This window comes from Streptomyces sp. NPDC050528, assembly GCF_044457795.1.
In the GTDB taxonomy this organism is placed as follows: Bacteria; Actinomycetota; Actinomycetes; order Streptomycetales; family Streptomycetaceae; genus Streptomyces.
Map to the genome: position 1 here is coordinate 16,918 of NZ_JBITHH010000021.1, position 18,399 is coordinate 35,316.

Here is an 18,399-nt window from a genome sequence, read left to right on the forward strand (position 1 = left end):
TTCGGTCGTCGAGGGTCCCCGGGCATTCCGCCCGGGGACCCTCCTCGTATGTGAGGCTGTGCCCATGGCCGTCGTCCGTGACCTGCGCATCCTCCTGCGCTTCCAGGGCTTCCGCCGCCTGCTCGCCGTGCGCCTCCTCTCCCAGGGCGCGGACGGCGTCTACCAGGTCGCACTCGCCGCCTACGTCGTCTTCTCCCCGGAGAAACAGACCTCGGCCGCCGCGATCGCCTCCGCGATGGCGGTCCTGCTCCTCCCGTACTCCCTCATCGGCCCCTTCGCCGGCGTCCTCCTGGACCGCTGGCGCCGCCGCCAGGTCTTCCTCTACGGCAACCTGCTGCGCGCCCTGCTGGCCGCGCTGACAGCCGTCCTGATGCTGAGCCACGTCCCGGACTGGCTCTTCTATGTCTCCGCCCTGTGCGTCACCGCGGTCAACCGCTTCGTCCTCGCGGGTCTGTCCGCCGCGCTCCCGCGCGTGGTCGACGACGAGCGCCTGGTCGTCGCCAACTCCCTTTCCCCCACGGCCGGAACACTCGCGGCGACGGTCGGCGGCGGCCTCGCCTTCCTCGTCCGGCTGCTGGTCGCGGACACCGACGCGGCCGTCGTCCTGCTGGGAGCCGCCCTGTACCTGTGCGCGGCCCTCACCTCCCTGCGCATGGCCCCCGAACTCCTCGGCCCCGACCGCGCGTTGACCCACCCCCGCCTCGCCACAGCCCTCGCCGGCACCGCCCGCGACCTGACGGCGGCGATACGCCATCTCGCCGCGCCACAACGCAGACAGGCCGTCTGGGCACTCGCCGCGATGACCCTGATGCGATTCTGCTACGGCGCCCTGACCGTCCTCCTGCTGATGCTCTGCCGCTACGCCCTCTCCTCGACCCCGGACGACGGACTGCGCCTGCTGGGGCTGGCGTTGGGGGTGTCCGGCGCCGGCTTCTTCGTGGCGGCCGTGGTGACACCCTGGGCCGCGGGACGACTCGGCCCCGGCCGCTGGATCGCCGTGTGCGCCGCGGGCGCCGCGTTCCTGGAACCGGCCCTCGGCCTCCCGTTCACCACCGCCCCGATGCTGGCGGCGGCCTTCGTCCTGGGCCTGACCACACAGGGCGCGAAGATCGCCACGGACACGATCGTGCAGTTCTCGGTCGACGACGGCTTCCGCGGCCGCGTCTTCTCCGTCTACGACGTGCTGTTCAACGTCGCTTTCGTCGGCGCCGCCGCGATGGCCGCGCTGATGCTTCCCCCTGACGGCCGCTCAGCGGTGCTGGTGCTCACCGTGGCCGCCGTCTACGGAACAGTTGCTGCGGCTATGGCCCATTTTGAGCGCCGGAGAGTGTCACATCACTGATACGGAGCCGCTCCGGGCCACAGCGGTGTCAGTGGGGGCAGGTAGCTTACGGGCGTCTTATTTCGCATCATGCCGCACGCCGGACCAAGGGTCATGCCGTGCCATGCGTCCACGTTCCAGGGGGGAACCCAGTGACTACTCCGCCGCCTCAGGGCCCGAACCCATACGCCCAGGGCCCGAATCCCTACGCCCAGGACCAGCAGCCCTACGGCCAGCCTCAGACGCCGGCACCGTACCCGCCGCAGGCCCAGACTCCGGCGCCCTACCCGCCGCAGGCCCAGGCTCCGTACCCGCCCCACGGCGGCTACCCGCAGCAGCCCGGCCAGCCCGGTTTCCCGCCGCAGGGAGCGGGCCCGTACGCTCCGGTCCCGCCGCAGCCGAAGCGCAAGTTCAGCCCCAAGCTGATCCGGCTCGCCGTCGTCATCGTGATAGGTATCGGCGCGATCGCCTACGGCGTCATATCGAGCCAGGACGACGCCGACACCGCCAAGGTCGGGGACTGCATGCACCGCGGCAGCACCAGCGACACCAATCCGGACCTTGAGGTCGTGAAGTGCAGCGACTCAAAGGCCCAGTACACGGTGCTCGCCAAGATCAGCGGCAAGTACTCCGAGTCGGAGGCCAACGCCAAGTGCACAGCGGCCGCAAAGGACTTCCAGTACTCGTACACCGAGAGCGGTGACGGCAGTAACTTCCTGCTCTGCCTGAAGGACTACTCGAAGTAGGGCGGATACGGCGAGAGACGGTGTCCCATGTTTCACGTGAAACACCGCCCCTGATGCTGCCCGGGGTCATGTTTCACGTGAAACATGACCCCGTTTCACGGCCTCAGCTCTCCGAGGCCCACCACTCCTTGAGCGCGGCCACCGCCGCCTCATGCTCCATCGGCCCGTTCTCCAGCCGCAGTTCCAGCAGGAACTTGTACGCACGGCCGATGACCGGCCCGGGCGTGACGCCCAGGATCTCCATGATCTGGTTGCCGTCGAGGTCGGGCCGAATCGAGTCCAGCTCCTCCTGCTCCTGGAGTTGAGCGATGCGCTCCTCCAGACCGTCGTACGCACGGGACAGCGCGGCGGCCCTGCGCTTGTTCCGTGTGGTGCAGTCCGAGCGGGTCAGCTTGTGGAGACGATCGAGGAGCGGGCCGGCGTCACGGACATAGCGGCGGACGGCCGAGTCGGTCCACTCGCCGGTGCCGTAGCCGTGGAAACGCAGGTGAAGTTCGACGAGACGCGAGACGTCCTTCACCAGGTCGTTGGAGTACTTGAGCGCCAGCATGCGCTTCTTGGTCATCTTCGCGCCGACCACCTCGTGGTGGTGGAACGAGACCCGGCCGTCGTTCTCGAAGCGGCGCGTGCGCGGCTTGCCGATGTCGTGCAGCAGTGCGGCGAGGCGGAGGACGAGGTCGGGACCGTTCTCCTCCAGTTCGATCGCCTGCTCCAGAACGATCAGTGTGTGTTCGTAGACGTCCTTGTGCCGGTGGTGCTCGTCGCTCTCCAGCCGGAGGGCGGGAAGCTCGGGCAGGACGTGGTCGGCGAGTCCGGTGTCGACCAGCAGGGCCAGCCCCTTGCGGGGGTGCGGGGAGAGGATCAGCTTGTTCAGCTCGTCCCGCACCCGCTCGGCCGAGACGATCTCGATCCGCCCGGACATCTCCGTCATCGCCGCGACGACCTCGGGAGCGACCTCGAAGTCGAGCTGAGCGGCGAAGCGTGCCGCCCGCATCATCCGCAGGGGATCGTCCGAGAAGGAAGCCTCGGGAGTGCCCGGGGTCCGGAGCACCCGGGCCGCGAGGTCGTCGAGACCGCCGTGCGGGTCGATGAACTCCCTCTCCGGGAACGCGACAGCCATCGCGTTCACCGTGAAGTCGCGCCGGACGAGGTCCTCCTCGATGGAGTCGCCGTACGACACCTCGGGCTTGCGCGAGGTCCGGTCGTACGCCTCCGACCGATAGGTGGTCACCTCGATCTGGTAGCCGTCCTTTTGCGCACCGACCGTGCCGAAGGCGATCCCGACCTCCCACACGGCGTCCGCCCACGGCCGGACGATCTTCAGTACGTCCTCGGGGCGGGCGTCCGTCGTGAAGTCCAGGTCGTTGCCGAGCCGGCCGAGCAGCGCGTCCCGGACCGGTCCGCCGACCAGGGCGAGGGAGAACCCGGCCTCCTGGAAACGGCGGCCGAGTTCGTCGGCGACGGGAGTCACCCGCAGCATCTCGCTCACCGCGTGGTGCTGCTCCTGGCTCAGGGCACTGGGGTTGTCTTCGTTGGCGTTCGGCACAACAGAAAAGGGTACGTGGCCCGGGCCATCGTCAGCGCCTCCATTAAATGTCCACGGACACGTCCCCTGATACCCGCGCAAGCGCTGCCCTTGCGACGTACCCGAGTGCTCCCCTTTATACGGGCACATACGGGACGGCCCGGCGCTGTTCTCCGATCTTGTGGAGCAGACCGCGGCACTTCCCCTCAGCGCGCATCGTTACCATGCGTGGACGCACATTGCGACGACCACTGACGATGACGAGGGACGGGCGAGCGCGTGGCCGAGGCGGCAGACTTCCAGGGGACGTGTCCCTCACCTGCCCGCCGGTGGCTGCGGCGCACCGGCGCACTGCTCGCCGGGGCGCCTCTGCTGACCGGCCTCCTCCAGCTGTCCGCCGTCACGCCCGCCGGTGCGGCCGAGCAGACGTCCGCGCAGGCCGCCTCCGGCTCGCAGACGGTCTCGATCTCCCTGGACACGCTCAGCCCCAGCGTCCCCACGGACGGGGACACACTGACCGTCTCCGGGACGGTGACCAACAACGGCAAGCAGGCGGTCACCGACGCCCATGTGGGCCTGCGTCTGGGCCAGGCGCTGAGCACCCGCTCGGCCATCGACACCGTCGCCAAGCGCACCGACTACATCCAGGGCGTCGACGGCTCGGAGGTCGGCGACAAGTACACCGAGCAGTTCTCGAAACTCACTCCGGGCGTCGCCGAGCCCTTCACCCTCTCCGTGCCGGTCGACAAGCTGGACCTCGGTGACGACGGCGTCTACCCGCTCGGCGTCTCGCTGTCCGGCCAGACCTCGGCGCAGCCGTGGGAGCAGGTGCTGGGCATCCAGCGGACCTTCCTGCCGTGGCAGCCCGACGAGGCGGACACGAAGACGAAGACGACGTATCTGTGGCCGCTCGTCTCGGGCGTCCACATGACGGCGCAGACGGGTTCCAACGAGCAGCAGACGCCGGTCTTCCTCAACGACGACCTCGCCAAGGAGATCTCCCCCGGCGGCCGCCTCGACCAGATGCTGTCGCTCGGCAAGGATCTCGACGTCACCTGGGTGATCGACCCGGACCTGCTCGCCTCCGTCGACGCGATGACCAGCAGCTACAAGATCCAGGGGGACGGCGACACCACGACGACGGGCACCCACCAGGCCGTCGCCAAGGCATGGCTCGCCGAGTTGCAGTCGGCGGTGGCGGACAAGGAGGTCGTCGCCCTCCCCTTCGCCGACCCGGACCTGGCGTCCCTCGCCCACAACGGCACCAGCGTCACCGGCTCCCTGAGCCACCTCAAGGACGCCACGGACGTCGCCGCGAGCACCGTGGAGACGGTGCTCCACGTGACGCCGACCACGGACTTCGCGTGGCCGGTGAGCGGCGCCGTGGACCCGTCGATCATCAAGGTCGCCACCTCGGCCGGCGCCGACAAGGTGATCGCCCGCAGCGACAGCCTCCAGGAGACCGGCGGCCTGTCGTACACGCCCTCCGCCGCCCGCCCCATCGGCGGCGGTACGACGGCGGTGGTCGCGGACGCACGACTCTCGACGGCGTTCGAGGGCGACCTGACGAAGGCCGGGGCCGCCACGCTCGCCGAGCAGCGGTTCCTCGCCCAGAGCCTGGCGCTCGACCTCCAGACGGACAAGCAGCGCAGCGTCGTCGTCGCCCCGCCGCGCATGCCGACCGGGAGCCAGGCCCAGACGATGGCCGAGGCGTTGACGACCCTCCAGAGCAGCACCTGGAGCGAGCCGCAGGACCTCGCTGCGGCGGCCAAGGCCAAGCCCGACCCGAACGCCACCACGAAGATCCCGTCCTCCTCCTCGTACCCCTCCTCACTGCGCAAGCAGGAGCTGCCGAAATCGGCCTTCGAGCAGATCGCGGCCACCCAGGACAAGCTCGACAACTTCCGGGTGATCCTCACCGACGAGTCCCGGGTCGTGACCCCGTTCGGGCGGGCCATGAACCGTGAGATGTCCGCGTCGTGGCGGGGGCAGGCCGGCGAGGCGGCCAACTTCCGCCAGAGCGTGCTGAATTACCTCGACGACCTCACCAACCAGGTGAAACTGATCGACAAGTCCGAGACCAAGCTCTCGGGCCGCAGCGCCACGATCCCCGTGACCGTGCAGAACAACCTCGTGCAGGGCGTCGACCACCTGATCCTGCGCCTCACCTCGACGAACCCCACGCGCCTGAAAATCAAGGGCAAGGCCTACACGGAGCAGCAGGTCACGGTCAACGGCGGGCACAGCCAGTCCGTGAAGTTCACCACGTCGGCCAACGCCAACGGCAAGGTGGGCGTCACCGCCCAGCTGTACACGGAGGACGGCCAGAAGTACGGACAGGCCGTCAACTTCGACGTGAAGGTCACCGAGGTCACGGCCACCGTCATGCTGGTCATCGGCGGCGGTGTCCTGCTGCTCGTCCTCGCCGGCTTCCGGATGTACACGCACCGCAAGCGCGCCGTCGCCCGTCAGGCCGAGGACGGTCCCGACGGACCCGACGACGGGGCTGCCGAGGAAACCGGCGGCCCGGAGAACCCCGAAGGCCCCCAGGACCGTCTCAAGGAGGAGTCCGACACTCCGTCCCGGGCAGACGACCCGGAGCACCCGAGTGACCCGACACCGGACACCGCACCGGAAAGCGCCGACCCGTCCGGCACGGGTGAGAGAGTGGACCGTTGAGCGATGTCGTGGCCGGTGGGCCCGGGGACGATGAGGTGGGGTAACCATGAACGCGCCGTACGACGGTGACCGCGGTCAGGGCGCGGGCGGCTCGGGCTACCCCGAGGGTCCGCCGCCCGAACACGGCCAGGTGCCGCCGCAGCCCCCCGCGGACATGTACCTCCAGGACGCCTACGACCAGGACCCCTACCGGGCGCAGGACCTCTCCGCCCAGGACCCGGTCGCCGAGGCGCTCTACGACCGCGCCGCCCACCCCCCGCCGCCTCCGGGCACGTACCAGCCACAGCCCCCGCTCTACGCGCAGCCGCCCCAGTCCCCGTACGCCCCCGACCCCCGCGTGTGGGCGCAGACCCCGGCGCCCGAGCCGGAGGGCCCCACCCAGTACCTGCCGTACGGCGACGACGCCCGGACCACCCAGTTCGTGGGCGTGGACGACCTGGTGACCGGGGCCGGCGAGGAGCACCACGAGCCGGATGCCTTCGCGCATCTCTTCCGGGACCAGGGCCAGAGCGGCGGACGTCCACAGATGGACTCCCCGGCGGTCCCCGGCCCGTCCCCGGCTCCGCCCTCGGGCCAGGCGCCCCCGGCGCCGATGTCCGATGCCACGATGCAGCTCACGCCTACAGCGCCGGCACCTGCGCCCGCGGCCGCTGCCAAGAAGGGCGGCAAGGCCTCCGGCCTGCTGAAGTCGAGTGCCGTGATGGCGGCGGGCACGATGGTCTCCCGCCTGACCGGCTTCGTCCGCTCCGCGCTGATCGTCTCGGCGCTGGGTGTCGGCATGCTCGGTGACACCTTCCAGGTCGCCTACCAGCTGCCGACGATGATCTACATCCTGACCGTGGGCGGCGGCCTGAACTCCGTCTTCGTGCCGCAGCTCGTGCGCGCCATGAAGGAGGACGACGACGGCGGCGAGGCGTTCGCCAACCGGCTGCTGACCCTCGTCATGGTGGCGTTGGGTGCGCTCACCGCGCTCGCGGTCGTCGCGGCACCCCTCCTGATCCGTCTGCTGTCCGACTCGGTGGCCAGCGACCCGGCGGCCAACGAGGTGGGTGTCACCTTCGTCCGCTACTTCCTGCCCTCGATCTTCTTCATGGGCGTCCACGTCGTGATGGGCCAGATCCTGAACGCGCGCGGCAAGTTCGGCGCGATGATGTGGACCCCGGTCCTCAACAACGTCGTCATCATCGTGACGCTCGGCATGTTCATCTGGGTGTACGGCACCTCCGCGAACTCCGGCATGAAGGTCACGAACATCCCGCCGGAGGGCCAGCGGCTGCTCGGCATCGGTGTGCTGCTCGGCCTGGTCGTCCAGGCGCTCGCGATGATCCCGTACCTGCGGGAGACCGGGTTCCGGCTGCGGCTGCGCTTCGACTGGCGCGGCCACGGACTCGGCAAGGCCGCGACGCTCGCCAAGTGGACCGTCCTCTTCGTCCTCGCCAACCAGGCCGGCGCGATCGTCGTGTCCCAGCTGTCCACCTCCGCGGGCAAGGCCTCGCCCGTCGACGGCACCGGCTTCGCCGCCTACGCCAACGCACAGCTCATCTGGGGCCTGCCCCAGGCGATCATCACCGTCTCCCTGATGGCCGCGCTGCTGCCGCGCATCTCGCGCTCGGCGGCGGAGGGCGACGGAGGTGCCGTCCGCGACGACATCTCCCAGGGGCTGCGCACCACCGCCGTGGCGATCGTGCCGATCGCCTTCGGCCTCCTCTCGCTCGGCATCCCGATGTGCACCCTGATCTTCGGCTCCTCGGGCACCAGCGAGGCGACGAACATGGGCTTCATGCTGATGGCCTTCGCCCTCGGCCTGATCCCGTACTCGGTGCAGTACGTCGTCCTGCGTGCCTTCTACGCCTACGAGGACACCCGGACGCCCTTCTACAACACCGTCATCGTCGCCGCGGTCAACGCGGGCGCCTCGGCGGTCTGTTACTTCGTGCTCCCGGCCCGCTGGGCCGTGGTGGGCATGGCGGCCTCGTACGGCCTCGCGTACGCGACCGGTGTCGGTGTCGCCTGGAACCGGCTGCGCAAGCGGCTGAACGGCGACCTGGACGGCGCTCGTGTTATGCGGACGTACGCTCGGCTCTGTATCGCCTCCGTGCCGGCCGCACTGCTCAGTGGTGCGGCTTGCTACGGGATCGGTCATACGCTCGGCCAGGGGGTCGTCGGCTCGTTCGCCGCCCTTCTGGTGGGCGGTGCGGTACTGCTCGGAATCTTCTACGTCGCGGCCCGCCGCATGCGCATCGAGGAGCTCAACTCCCTCGTGGGCATGGTGCGCGGGCGCTTGGGGCGCTGAGGCGGGGGCACACGCACAACCATCGTCCGCCGCTGTGTGTCGTGCATAGCGGCAGACTGTGGGCACAATTGGTTTCGGCGTCGGACAGCGTGCAACGGATGGGGAGGCAGGAGCGACGGTGGCGGAACGGAGCACGGCTGCCGTCGACGTGGCAGACAACAGCGGCGACGAGCCGCTGACCGCCAAGGCGGACCAGGCCACGGCCGACGGGGTGGCCCAGAACCCGGAGCGGGACACGGAGAGCGACAAGGCACAGGGGAGTGGCGGGATCGAGGAAACCGAGAAGGTCTCGCCTCCCGAACTGCACAGCGGTCACAAGCTCGCCAGACGCTATCGCCTCGAAGAGTGCGTCACCCGTCTGGACGGCTTCAGCAGTTGGCGCGCGGTGGACGAGAAACTCCGCCGTGCCGTCGGCGTCCACATCCTGCCCGCGGATCATGCGAGGGCCCGTTCCGTGCTGGCCGCGGCCCGTTCCTCGGCGCTGCTGGGCGACCCCCGCTTCGTCCAGGTCCTGGACGCCGTGGAGGAGAACGACCTCGTCTACGTCGTGCACGAATGGCTGCCCGACGCCACGGAACTGACGGCGCTTCTGGCTCCCGGCCCGCTGGAGGTGCACGACGCCTACCAGATGGTCAGTCAGATCGCCTCGGCCATGGCCGCCGCGCACCGCGAGGGCCTGGCCCATCTGCGGCTGAACCCGAACGCCGTGCTGCGCACCTCGTCCGGTCAGTGGCGCATCCGCGGTCTGGCCGTCAACGCCGCGCTGCGCGGCATCAGTTCGGACACCCCGCAGCGCACGGACACGGAGGCGATCGGCGCCCTGCTGTACGCGGCGCTCACCCAGCGCTGGCCGTACGAGAGCGATGCCTACGGTCTGTCCGGGCTGCCCAAGGGTGTCGGTCTCATCGCCCCCGACCAGGTGCGCGCGGGTGTCCACCGGGGTCTGTCGGAGCTCGCCATGCGCGCGCTCGTCAACGACGGTGCCACAGCCTCCCGGCACGAAGCGGCCTGCACCACGCCGGAGGAGCTGGTGAAGGCGATCGGCGAGATGCCCCGCATCCGCCCGCCGGAGCCCGCGTTCACCGCGCCGCCCGAGTACCAGCGCACGACGTACCAACAGGGCACGTACGGCCGCCCGTCGTCGCATCCCGGTGCCACCCAGGTCCTGCAGACCCCGCCGCCCCCGCTGCAGAGCCGCACCGGCAAGGCCCTCAAGTGGGCCGTGTCCGCGCTGCTGATCGCCGCGCTGGGCCTGGGCAGTTGGCAGCTCGCCGACGCGCTCATGGACCAGGGCAACAAGTCCGAGGACACGAAGCAGACGCAGACGACGGACGGGAACGACAAGACCGGCGACAAGACGAAGCCGACCACTCCCATAACGATCCAAGGCGCGAAGGAGTACGTCGCGAGCGGGGATGCCCAGGCACCGGGCGACGTCGCCAAGACGTACGACGGTGACAGCACCACGTACTGGCGGACCAAGCGCTACAACTCCGGTCCCAAGCTGGCGCCCTACAAGCCCGGCGTGGGTATCGTCTACGACCTCGGCTCGGCCAAGACGATCTCGACCGCTTCGATAGGGCTCCGCTACACCGGGAACCACACGACGATCCATCTTTACGCCACCGACTCGCTCACCCCCTCGACGGAAGTCGACGGCATGACCGAGATCGGAACCGCCACCACCAGCGGAACCTCTCTCACGGTGAAGGCGACGAAATCGTTGAAGACGCAGTACGTACTGCTGTGGATCACCGACGTGCCGAGCGCACCGAGCGACGGCTACAGCGGCGCCGGCTACAAGCAGGCCATCACCGACGTGAAGTTCACGGGCTGACGTCTCACCGGAGGGGGAGGGGGTCCGATGGCGGAAGGCGCCGGATACGACGGGACGAGCGATCAGGATCTGCTCGCCCGCCATGTTGAAGGCGACCCGGAGGCCTTCGGTGAGCTCGTACGGCGACACCGGGACCGGCTCTGGGCCGTGGCCCTGCGCACGCTGGGAGACCGCGAGGAGGCCGCTGACGCGGTGCAGGACGCCCTCGTCTCCGCCTACCGGGCCGCCCACACCTTCCGCGGCCAGTCGGCCGTCACAACCTGGCTGCACCGCATCACGGTGAACGCCTGCCTGGACCGCGCCCGCAAGGCGGCCTCCAGGAAGACCTCTCCGGTCGACGACACGGAACGCCTGGAACAGCTCCTGGAACCGCACGAGTCGGCCTCGGCTCCCGCGGAGCGCAACGACCTGCACCGCCAACTGCTGGAAGCCCTCGGCACTCTCCCGCCCGACCAGCGCGCCGCGCTCGTCCTCGTGGACATGCAGGGCTACCCCGTCGCGGAGGCGGCCCGCATGCTCGATGTGCCGACCGGCACGGTCAAGAGCCGCTGCGCCCGCGGAAGAGCCAGACTGCTGCCGCTGCTCACTCATCTACGGCCGGAAAGAGCCGGTGACGGCAAGGAACCGGGCGCAGGACGGAACCGGGCGCAGGGGACATCCGTCCCACCGGCAGCGGGACCCCGCGACGGAGGTCCCAAGGATGCAGGGCCGAGCGATTCAGCTGCTGTGAAGGGCGGAGGTGGGCGAGCGTGACATCCACGACAGACACGGCCGGGCACCCGGACGTCGCGGAGATCTCCGACCTCACCGAGGGCCTTCTCCCATCATCCAGGGGAGCCGAGGTACGCCGGCATCTGGACGAGTGCGAACTCTGTGCGGACGTCCACGACTCACTGGAGGAGATCCGGGGTCTGCTGGGCAGCATGCCCGGCCCGCCGCGCATGCCCGCCGAAGTCGCGGGCCGTATCGACGCGGCCCTCGCCGCAGAGGCTCTGCTGGGTGCCACTGCCCCCGAGTCCTTGACCCCGCCGACGTTGGTCAGCGCATCCCGCGACACATCGAGCGAGGACGGCGAGCACACCGAGACGCATGTTTCACGTGAAACATCGCCTACGGCGGACCGCCCGTCAGGACACGCACACGCGGCGACCGGTCCCGGACGCACCAAGGAACGTAAGGCACGGAACCGTGGCGGACGGCGCGGAAGGATCGTCCTGGGCGCCGTATTCACCGCGGCCGTTCTGGGAGCCGGCTCTCTCTTTCTCCAGTCGCTGGGCGACAACAAGTCGTCCGACGCGGCTCGGGGAAACGCGACGAGCTCGGCGGACACCTTCTCCAAGGGGAACCTGGAGAAGGAGGTCTCGGATCTCCTCTCCACCAAGACGTCCACGAGTCAGGGCACCAAGACCGAGAAACCCTGGAACGCCGAGTCCCACCCCGACGCGGAGTCCACCGTCAAGACTCCCAAAACCCTGATCCAGCCTTCCGACTCCATCCCGGACTGCATCCGTCAGGGCATCGACCGCGGCAACACGGATGTCCTCGGTTTCCAGAAGGGCACCTACGACGGGACCACCGCTTATCTCGTGGTGCTGCCCGACGCCTCCGACAACAGCCGGGTCATGGCGTACGTCGTCGACGCGGCCTGCGTGAGCGGGCAGACGTCCACTCCTGGCAAGGTCCTTCTGACGAAGTCGTTCGCGCATTCCTGACGACGGGCGTCTCTTCTCCATCCGCCGTGGTACTTCCCTACCGAGTGCTGTCTCCGTGTGCCCGGACACAGCGGGAATGCGGGCCCCGTAGGATCCGTTGGGTGGGGTGGAGGTTCTGAGAGGGGCTCCCACCGGTCGTACTGACGCAGTCCAGAGACGAGGAACCAAGCCGTGAGCGACGTCCGAAACGTGATCATTATCGGCTCCGGGCCCGCCGGCTACACGGCGGCGCTCTACACCGCGCGCGCGTCGCTGAAGCCGCTGGTGTTCGAGGGTGCCGTCACCGCTGGTGGCGCACTGATGAACACCACCGAGGTCGAGAACTTCCCGGGCTTCCAGGACGGCATCATGGGCCCCGAGCTCATGGACAACATGCGCGCCCAGGCCGAGCGCTTCGGCGCCGAGCTGATCCCGGACGACGTGGTCTCCGTCGACCTGACCGGTGAGATCAAGACCGTCACGGACACCTCGGGCACCGTGCACCAGGCGAAGGCTGTCATCGTCACCACCGGCTCTCAGCACCGCAAGCTGGGCCTGCCGAACGAGGACGCGCTCTCCGGCCGGGGTGTCTCGTGGTGTGCCACCTGTGACGGGTTCTTCTTCAAGGACCAGGACATCGCCGTCATCGGTGGTGGCGACACGGCGATGGAGGAAGCGACCTTCCTCTCGCGCTTCGCCAAGTCCGTGACGATCGTCCACCGCCGGGACAGCCTGCGTGCCTCCAAGGCGATGCAGGAACGCGCCTTCGCCGACCCGAAGATCAAGTTCGCCTGGGACAGCGAGGTCGCCGAGATCGAGGGCGACCCCAAGCTCTCCGGCCTCAAGCTGCGCAACCTGAAGACCGGGGAACTCTCGGACCTGGCGGTGACGGGCCTGTTCATCGCGATCGGCCACGACCCGCGCACGGAGCTCTTCAAGGGCCAGCTGGACCTGGACGGAGAGGGCTACCTGAAGGTCGAGGCGCCCTCGACCCGGACCAACCTGACCGGTGTCTTCGGCGCCGGTGACGTCGTCGACCACACCTACCGCCAGGCGATCACCGCCGCCGGCACCGGCTGCTCCGCCGCTCTGGACACCGAGCACTTCCTTGCCGCCCTCGCCGACAAGGAGCAGGCAGAGCCTGCGAAGACCACCGTCTGACCCCCATCCTCCCCACCGCACGATCAAGTTAAGGAGCCCGCCGTGGCCGGCACTCTGAAGAATGTGACCGACGCTTCCTTCGACGAGGACGTCCTCAAGAGCGACAAGCCTGTCCTGGTGGACTTCTGGGCGTCCTGGTGCGGCCCGTGCCGCCAGATCGCTCCGTCCCTCGAAGCCATCGCCGCCGAGCACGGCGACCAGATCGAGATCGTCAAGCTCAACATCGACGAGAACCCTGCGACGGCCGCCCGCTACGGCGTGATGTCGATCCCGACCCTGAACGTCTACCAGGGTGGCGAGGTCGCCAAGACCATCGTCGGTGCCAAGCCGAAGGCCGCGATCCTTCGCGACCTGGACGAGTTCATCGCTGCCAAGTGATGTTTCACGTGAAACCGTGTTTCACGTGAAACATGAAGGGGCCGACTCCTAGGAGTCGGCCCCTTTGCTTTAGAGCGGTCGAAGCGCTGGTTCCTTCTGTACCGCCCCCAGCAAGCGATCGAGCGCCATCTCCACGTCTTCCTTCCAGGAGAGCGTCGTGCGCAGCTCCAGCCGCAGCCGTGGATAGGCGGGATGCTGACGGACCGTCTTGAAGCCCACGGCGAGCAGATGATCGGCCGGCAGCACGCAGGCAGCTTCTTTCCCGTGGGCATCACCGAAGGCTTCGATCGCCTTGAAGCCCCGCCGCAGCAGATCCTTGGCGACCGTCTGAACCATGACCCGCCCCAGTCCCTGACCCTGGTAGCCCGGCATGATGAACGACGTCATCAACTGCACGGCGTCCGGCGACACGGGACTCGTGGGAAATGCCGTCGAGCGGGGGACATAGGCAGGCGGCGCGTAGAGGACGAAGCCCACCGGCACGTCATCGACGTAGACGACCCGTCCGCAGGAGCCCCAGTCCAGCAGGACGGCGGAGATCCAGGCTTCCTTCTCCAGGGACGCCGTGCCCGCCTTTACCGCGGCTTGCCCCCTGACGGGGTCCAGCTCCCAGAAGACGCACGACTGACAACGGTTGGGAATGTCCGGGAGGTTGTCCAGCGTGAGCGGTACGAGCCGACGCCCCATGAAGGCTGATCCTCGCTTCCTTCGCCCGCAGCGTCACGAGCGGCTGTCAGAGCGCTGCGTTCCCTGAGCAGACTGCCGACGAACCCGCCGACTGCCCCCAGGCCCAGACCCGCGCTCACCAGTCCGGTGCGGCTCACCGTTCGCATGGCCCCCGCCTCCCCTTAGAGGTGCTGCCAGGTGGATGCGCCATACCCGAAGGCATCGTATCGATGATGCGATTGCATCGATACCGACAGAAAGCAAAGAGCGGGCCGCGTTCCGGTACACACCGGACACGGCCCGCTCTGCTGCTCGGGCGGCTCAGGCTTCGTCCTCCGCGTCGTCGTCCAGCAGACTCCGCTGCAGGACTGGCCCCTCGCCCGGAGCCAACGAACCGAGGATGCGCTCAAGGTCCTCCATCGAGGCGAACTCGACAGTGATCTTGCCCTTCTTCTGGCCCAGGTCGACCTTCACCCGGGTCTCGAAGCGATCGGAGAGACGCGTGGCGAGATCGGACAGCGCCGGGGAGACCAGGGCGCCGGCCCGCGGTCCCTTGGAGCGCTGAGCCGTCTGGGGCCGTGAACCCATCAGGGTCACGATCTCCTCGACGGCCCGCACCGAGAGCCCCTCGGCCACGATCCGGTGGGCCAGCCGGTCCTGCTCCTCCGAGTCGTCGACGGAAAGCAGCGCCCGGGCGTGACCGGCGGAGAGCACTCCGGCGGCGACACGGCGCTGGACCGACGGCGAGAGCTTCAGCAGACGCAGCGTGTTGGAGACCTGCGGACGCGACCGCCCGATGCGGTCCGCCAGCTGGTCGTGCGTGCAGTTGAAGTCCTTGAGCAACTGGTCGTAGGCAGCCGCCTCTTCGAGCGGGTTCAGCTGGGCGCGGTGCAGGTTCTCCAGGAGGGCGTCCAGGAGAAGCTTCTCGTCGTCCGTGGCCCGCACGATCGCCGGGATCGCCTCCAGGCCCGCCTCACGACAGGCCCGCCAGCGCCGCTCGCCCATGATGAGCTCGTAGCTCGTCGGGCCGATCTGCCGTACGACGACGGGCTGGAGGAGACCGACCTCCTTGATGGAGGTGACGAGCTCTTGCAGTGCGTCCTCGTCGAAGACCTCACGCGGCTGGCGCGAGTTCGGCGTGATGGAGTCGAGAGGCAGCTCAGCGAAGTGGGCACCGATGGGAGGCGCGAACGTCTCCACGGCGCCGTTCGACGACGGCTCCTCCGTGTCGTAGGAAACCGGCGGCAGCGTGGTGACCTTCGCTGCGGCCACCCCCCGGTCGCCGGTGATGACCGGAACAGCTGTGGGGGACGCGGACCCCATGGCGGCCGGCGCCACCGTCTTCTCCCCGGTCGGGGCTGCGGGGATCAGTGCGCCGAGCCCACGGCCCAAACCCCTCCGTCGCTCGCTCACTGGATGCCCTCCACCATGCTCTGGTCGCTCTGAGCGCCGATGTGCGCATGCGGCGCGTCGTAGCTGACGCCCACACCCTTCAGCGCGATTTCCCTTGCCGCCTCAAAGTAGGAGAGGGCACCGCTCGATCCGGGATCGTAGGTCAGTACCGTCTGCCCATAACTCGGTGCCTCGGAGATACGGACCGAGCGGGGAATGCTCGTCCGCAGCACCTCGTCGCCGAAGTGACTGCGCACCTCGTCCGCGACCTGGGACGCAAGACGCGTCCGGCCGTCATACATGGTGAGCAGGATGGTCGACACATGCAGGTTGGGGTTGAGGTGCCCCCGTACCAGGTCGACGTTGCGGAGCAACTGTCCGAGGCCTTCCAGCGCGTAGTACTCGCACTGGATCGGGATGAGAACCTCCGCGCCGGCGACCAACGCGTTGACCGTCAGCAGGCCGAGCGAGGGCGGACAGTCGATGAGGATGTAGTCCAGCGGCTGCTCGTAGGCCTGAATCGCCCGCTGCAGTCTGCTCTCACGTGCCACCAGGGACACCAACTCGATCTCCGCACCGGCGAGATCGATGGTGGCAGGGGCACAGAAGAGACCCTCGACATCGGGGACCGGCTGCACGACCTCGGAGAGAGGCCGGCTGTCGACCAACACGTCATAGATGGAAGGGACTTCCGCGTGGTGGTCGATCCCCAGTGCTGTGGACGCATTGCCCTGTGGGTCGAGGTCCACCACCAGAACACGGGCACCGTGCAGTGCCAGCGAAGCGGCAAGATTGACGGTCGTCGTCGTCTTGCCCACCCCGCCCTTCTGGTTGGCGACGACCATGATGCGGGTCTGCTCAGGACGTGGCAGGCCCTCGCCGGCACGACCTAGGGCTTCCACCGCCAGTTGGGCAGCACGACCGATGGGAGTGTCGTCCATAGGGGGCGGTGTTTCACGTGAAACATCCTCCCCCATCGACTCGGTACGGGGACCGGGGACCGGATCGGTCATCGGTCCCGCGATGTTGGCGTCGGACCGCAAGGATTCACTCTCCTCGACTTCAGGCTCGCAATGAACAGAGCCTCCCATGTCTTCAGGGTCGTGAACCAGTGAGGCCTGTTGTTCTGTGGAGAATTCCACCTCTGTGGACAACTCCGTGCCCTCTCCGAGTGATCCGAGAGGCTTCCGGTCGCGGGGTTCGGCCGCGGCGCGGGTGCGACCGATGATGCCGTGCAGCAGTGAGCGACGTTTCACGTGAAACACGATGCACAGCAGCTGAGGCCGAACTGTCGCGACACTCCGGCATGCGTAGTTTTGGCAGCTTGTGTGGAGTAAGTCTCAACGACGCCGACGTGTACGCCCCGTACGAGCCGCCTTGGCCCGCTTGGCCGCGAAACGAACCCCGCCGGGGCTCTCTCCGACCTCCACACGGACCACCGTGGACAGCGGATCGACGATGCCTTCGCCGACCTGCAGGATGGACGTCTCCACGGCTCCGAGCTTGCTGAGCACGGTCGCCGCACTCTTGAGCTCCTCCTCGGCCGTGTCCCCTTTGAGGGCGAGCATCTCGCCGTAGGGACGCAGCAGTGGGATGCCCCAGGTGGCCAGTCGCTCCAGGGGGGCCACGGCTCGTGCCGTCACCACATGGACCGGCTGCAGGGTGCCCATGACCTCCTCGGCGCGTCCCCGTACGACGGTGACGTGGTCGAGGCCCAGGAGTTCGACGACCTCGGTGAGGAAGGTCGTACGGCGGAGCAGGGGTTCGAGGAGGGTGATCTTGATGTCCTCGCGGACCAGGGCCAGGGGAATGCCCGGGAGGCCGGCGCCGGAGCCGACGTCGCAGACCGTCACTCCGTCCGGCACGACCTCCGAGAGGACCGCGCAGTTCAGCAGGTGCCGCTCCCACAGGCGGGGCACCTCACGCGGGCCGATCAGGCCGCGCTGCACACCCGCGTCGGCGAGCAGCTCGGCGTATCGGACCACATCCTCGAAGCGATCGCCGAACACCTCGCGCGCCTGCTCGGGCGCGGGGGGAAGCTCCGCTGCCTCCGTCACGGGGGACCGTCCTTCCGTACCGCAAAAGCGCATTGGGCGCTGATCACCAGGACCACCAGAACTACAGGACTATCAGGCTGACAAAGTTCGGCCCCGTCTGATCGACAGACGGGGCCGGTGGAACGTCGGGACCGATCAGGCGGGAAGCACGACGACGAAGCGCTGCGGCTCCTCGCCCTCCGACTCGCTGCGCAGTCCCGCGGCCTTGACCGCGTCGTGCACGACCTTGCGCTCGAACGGGGTCATCGGATTCAGCTTCACCGGCTCGCCGGTGTTCTTCACGTCGGCCGCGGCCTTGGCGCCCAGCTCGGAGAGCTCGGTGCGCTTCTTGGCGCGGTAGCCCGCGATGTCCAGCATCAGCCGGCTGCGGTCCCCGGTCTCCCGGTGCACGGCCAGGCGGGTGAGCTCCTGAAGTGCCTCCAGCACCTCACCGTCACGGCCGACGAGCTTCTGGAGGTCGCGGCCGCTGCTGTCGCTGATGATCGAGACAGCGGCGCGGTCGGCCTCGACATCCATGTCGATGTCGCCGTCGAGATCGGCGATGTCCAGCAGACCCTCGAGGTAGTCCGCCGCGATCTCGCCCTCCTGCTCCAGGCGGGACAGGGTGTCTGCACCCTCGGCAGCGGCGGAGGTGGTGCCTTCCGTCACGGGAT

General features: G+C 68.6%; 15 protein-coding genes. 9 read left to right on the top strand and 6 right to left on the bottom strand.

Annotation, left to right across the window (positions count from 1 at the left end):
• Positions 1 to 64: 64 nt before the first annotated feature.
• Both ACIBK4_RS46970 and ACIBK4_RS46975 read left to right on the top strand, forming a co-directional pair.
• A complete protein-coding gene (locus ACIBK4_RS46970) occupies positions 65 to 1,342 on the top strand; it encodes an MFS transporter (protein ID WP_399005727.1) in 1,278 nt (425 codons plus the stop codon).
• Between the two features lie 131 nt (positions 1,343 to 1,473).
• Positions 1,474 to 2,067, top strand: coding sequence for a hypothetical protein (locus ACIBK4_RS46975; RefSeq protein ID WP_399005729.1), 594 nt, complete (start codon positions 1,474 to 1,476; stop codon positions 2,065 to 2,067).
• Between the two features lie 103 nt (positions 2,068 to 2,170).
• Here ACIBK4_RS46975 and ACIBK4_RS46980 read toward each other — a convergent pair whose 3' ends face one another.
• The gene (locus ACIBK4_RS46980; protein ID WP_399005731.1) at positions 2,171 to 3,613 is read right to left on the bottom strand and encodes a CCA tRNA nucleotidyltransferase; all 1,443 of its coding nucleotides are present in this window, start codon (positions 3,611 to 3,613) and stop codon (positions 2,171 to 2,173) included.
• A 258-nt stretch (positions 3,614 to 3,871) separates the two neighbouring features.
• Between ACIBK4_RS46980 and ACIBK4_RS46985 the strand changes: the two genes are divergently transcribed.
• From ACIBK4_RS46985 to trxA, 7 genes are all read left to right on the top strand, one after another.
• Complete coding sequence (locus tag ACIBK4_RS46985) at positions 3,872 to 6,271, top strand: DUF6049 family protein (protein ID WP_399005733.1); 2,400 nt, start codon at positions 3,872 to 3,874, stop codon at positions 6,269 to 6,271.
• A gap of 46 nt (positions 6,272 to 6,317) precedes the next feature.
• On the top strand, positions 6,318 to 8,564 hold the full coding sequence (murJ, locus tag ACIBK4_RS46990) for a murein biosynthesis integral membrane protein MurJ (protein ID WP_399005735.1): 2,247 nt from the start codon (positions 6,318 to 6,320) through the stop codon (positions 8,562 to 8,564).
• Between the two features lie 118 nt (positions 8,565 to 8,682).
• A complete protein-coding gene (locus ACIBK4_RS46995; protein ID WP_399005737.1) occupies positions 8,683 to 10,401 on the top strand; it encodes a protein kinase family protein in 1,719 nt (572 codons plus the stop codon).
• 27 nt (positions 10,402 to 10,428) lie between these two features.
• Positions 10,429 to 11,154 (top strand): RNA polymerase sigma factor SigM, encoded by a 726-nt coding sequence (gene sigM / locus ACIBK4_RS47000; RefSeq protein ID WP_399005739.1) that lies wholly within the window; start codon positions 10,429 to 10,431, stop codon positions 11,152 to 11,154.
• A complete protein-coding gene (locus tag ACIBK4_RS47005; protein WP_399005741.1) occupies positions 11,151 to 12,113 on the top strand; it encodes an anti-sigma factor family protein in 963 nt (320 codons plus the stop codon). Before sigM ends, ACIBK4_RS47005 begins: the two co-directional genes overlap by 4 nt.
• A 171-nt stretch (positions 12,114 to 12,284) precedes the next feature.
• Positions 12,285 to 13,253, top strand: coding sequence for a thioredoxin-disulfide reductase (gene trxB / locus ACIBK4_RS47010; RefSeq protein ID WP_399005743.1), 969 nt, complete (start codon positions 12,285 to 12,287; stop codon positions 13,251 to 13,253).
• Positions 13,254 to 13,295: 42 nt separating this feature from the next.
• Entirely contained in the window at positions 13,296 to 13,631 is a 336-nt protein-coding gene (gene trxA / locus ACIBK4_RS47015; protein WP_200676821.1) for a thioredoxin, read from the top strand.
• A gap of 69 nt (positions 13,632 to 13,700) precedes the next feature.
• Here trxA and ACIBK4_RS47020 read toward each other — a convergent pair whose 3' ends face one another.
• The 5 genes from ACIBK4_RS47020 to ACIBK4_RS47040 form a co-directional block, all read right to left on the bottom strand.
• On the bottom strand, positions 13,701 to 14,318 hold the full coding sequence (locus tag ACIBK4_RS47020) for a GNAT family N-acetyltransferase (RefSeq protein WP_366433259.1): 618 nt from the start codon (positions 14,316 to 14,318) through the stop codon (positions 13,701 to 13,703).
• Positions 14,319 to 14,618: 300 nt separating this feature from the next.
• Complete coding sequence (locus tag ACIBK4_RS47025) at positions 14,619 to 15,710, bottom strand: ParB/RepB/Spo0J family partition protein (protein ID WP_399005746.1); 1,092 nt, start codon at positions 15,708 to 15,710, stop codon at positions 14,619 to 14,621.
• Positions 15,707 to 16,780: a ParA family protein gene (locus ACIBK4_RS47030; protein ID WP_078532690.1), complete on the bottom strand. Its 1,074-nt coding sequence runs from the start codon at positions 16,778 to 16,780 to the stop codon at positions 15,707 to 15,709. The genes ACIBK4_RS47025 and ACIBK4_RS47030 overlap by 4 nt, the downstream gene beginning before the upstream one ends.
• A gap of 249 nt (positions 16,781 to 17,029) precedes the next feature.
• Positions 17,030 to 17,746 carry a 16S rRNA (guanine(527)-N(7))-methyltransferase RsmG gene (gene rsmG, locus ACIBK4_RS47035; RefSeq protein WP_399005748.1) on the bottom strand — a complete coding sequence of 239 codons (717 nt, stop codon included), beginning with the start codon at positions 17,744 to 17,746 and terminating at the stop codon, positions 17,030 to 17,032.
• 135 nt (positions 17,747 to 17,881) lie between these two features.
• Complete coding sequence (locus tag ACIBK4_RS47040) at positions 17,882 to 18,394, bottom strand: R3H domain-containing nucleic acid-binding protein (protein ID WP_019055151.1); 513 nt, start codon at positions 18,392 to 18,394, stop codon at positions 17,882 to 17,884.
• Positions 18,395 to 18,399: the final 5 nt, after the last annotated feature.

Excerpts from the sequence above, each read along its gene's own strand:
- ACIBK4_RS46970 (WP_399005727.1), top strand. The coding sequence starts at position 65 with ATGGCCGTCGTCCGTGACCTGCGCATCCTCCTGCGCTTCCAGGGCTTC.
- murJ (WP_399005735.1), top strand. The coding sequence starts at position 6,318 with ATGAACGCGCCGTACGACGGTGACCGCGGTCAGGGCGCGGGCGGCTCG.
- sigM (WP_399005739.1), top strand. The coding sequence starts at position 10,429 with ATGGCGGAAGGCGCCGGATACGACGGGACGAGCGATCAGGATCTGCTC.
- ACIBK4_RS47020 (WP_366433259.1), bottom strand. The coding sequence starts at position 14,318 with ATGGGGCGTCGGCTCGTACCGCTCACGCTGGACAACCTCCCGGACATT.
- ACIBK4_RS47030 (WP_078532690.1), bottom strand. The coding sequence starts at position 16,780 with ATGGGAGGCTCTGTTCATTGCGAGCCTGAAGTCGAGGAGAGTGAATCC.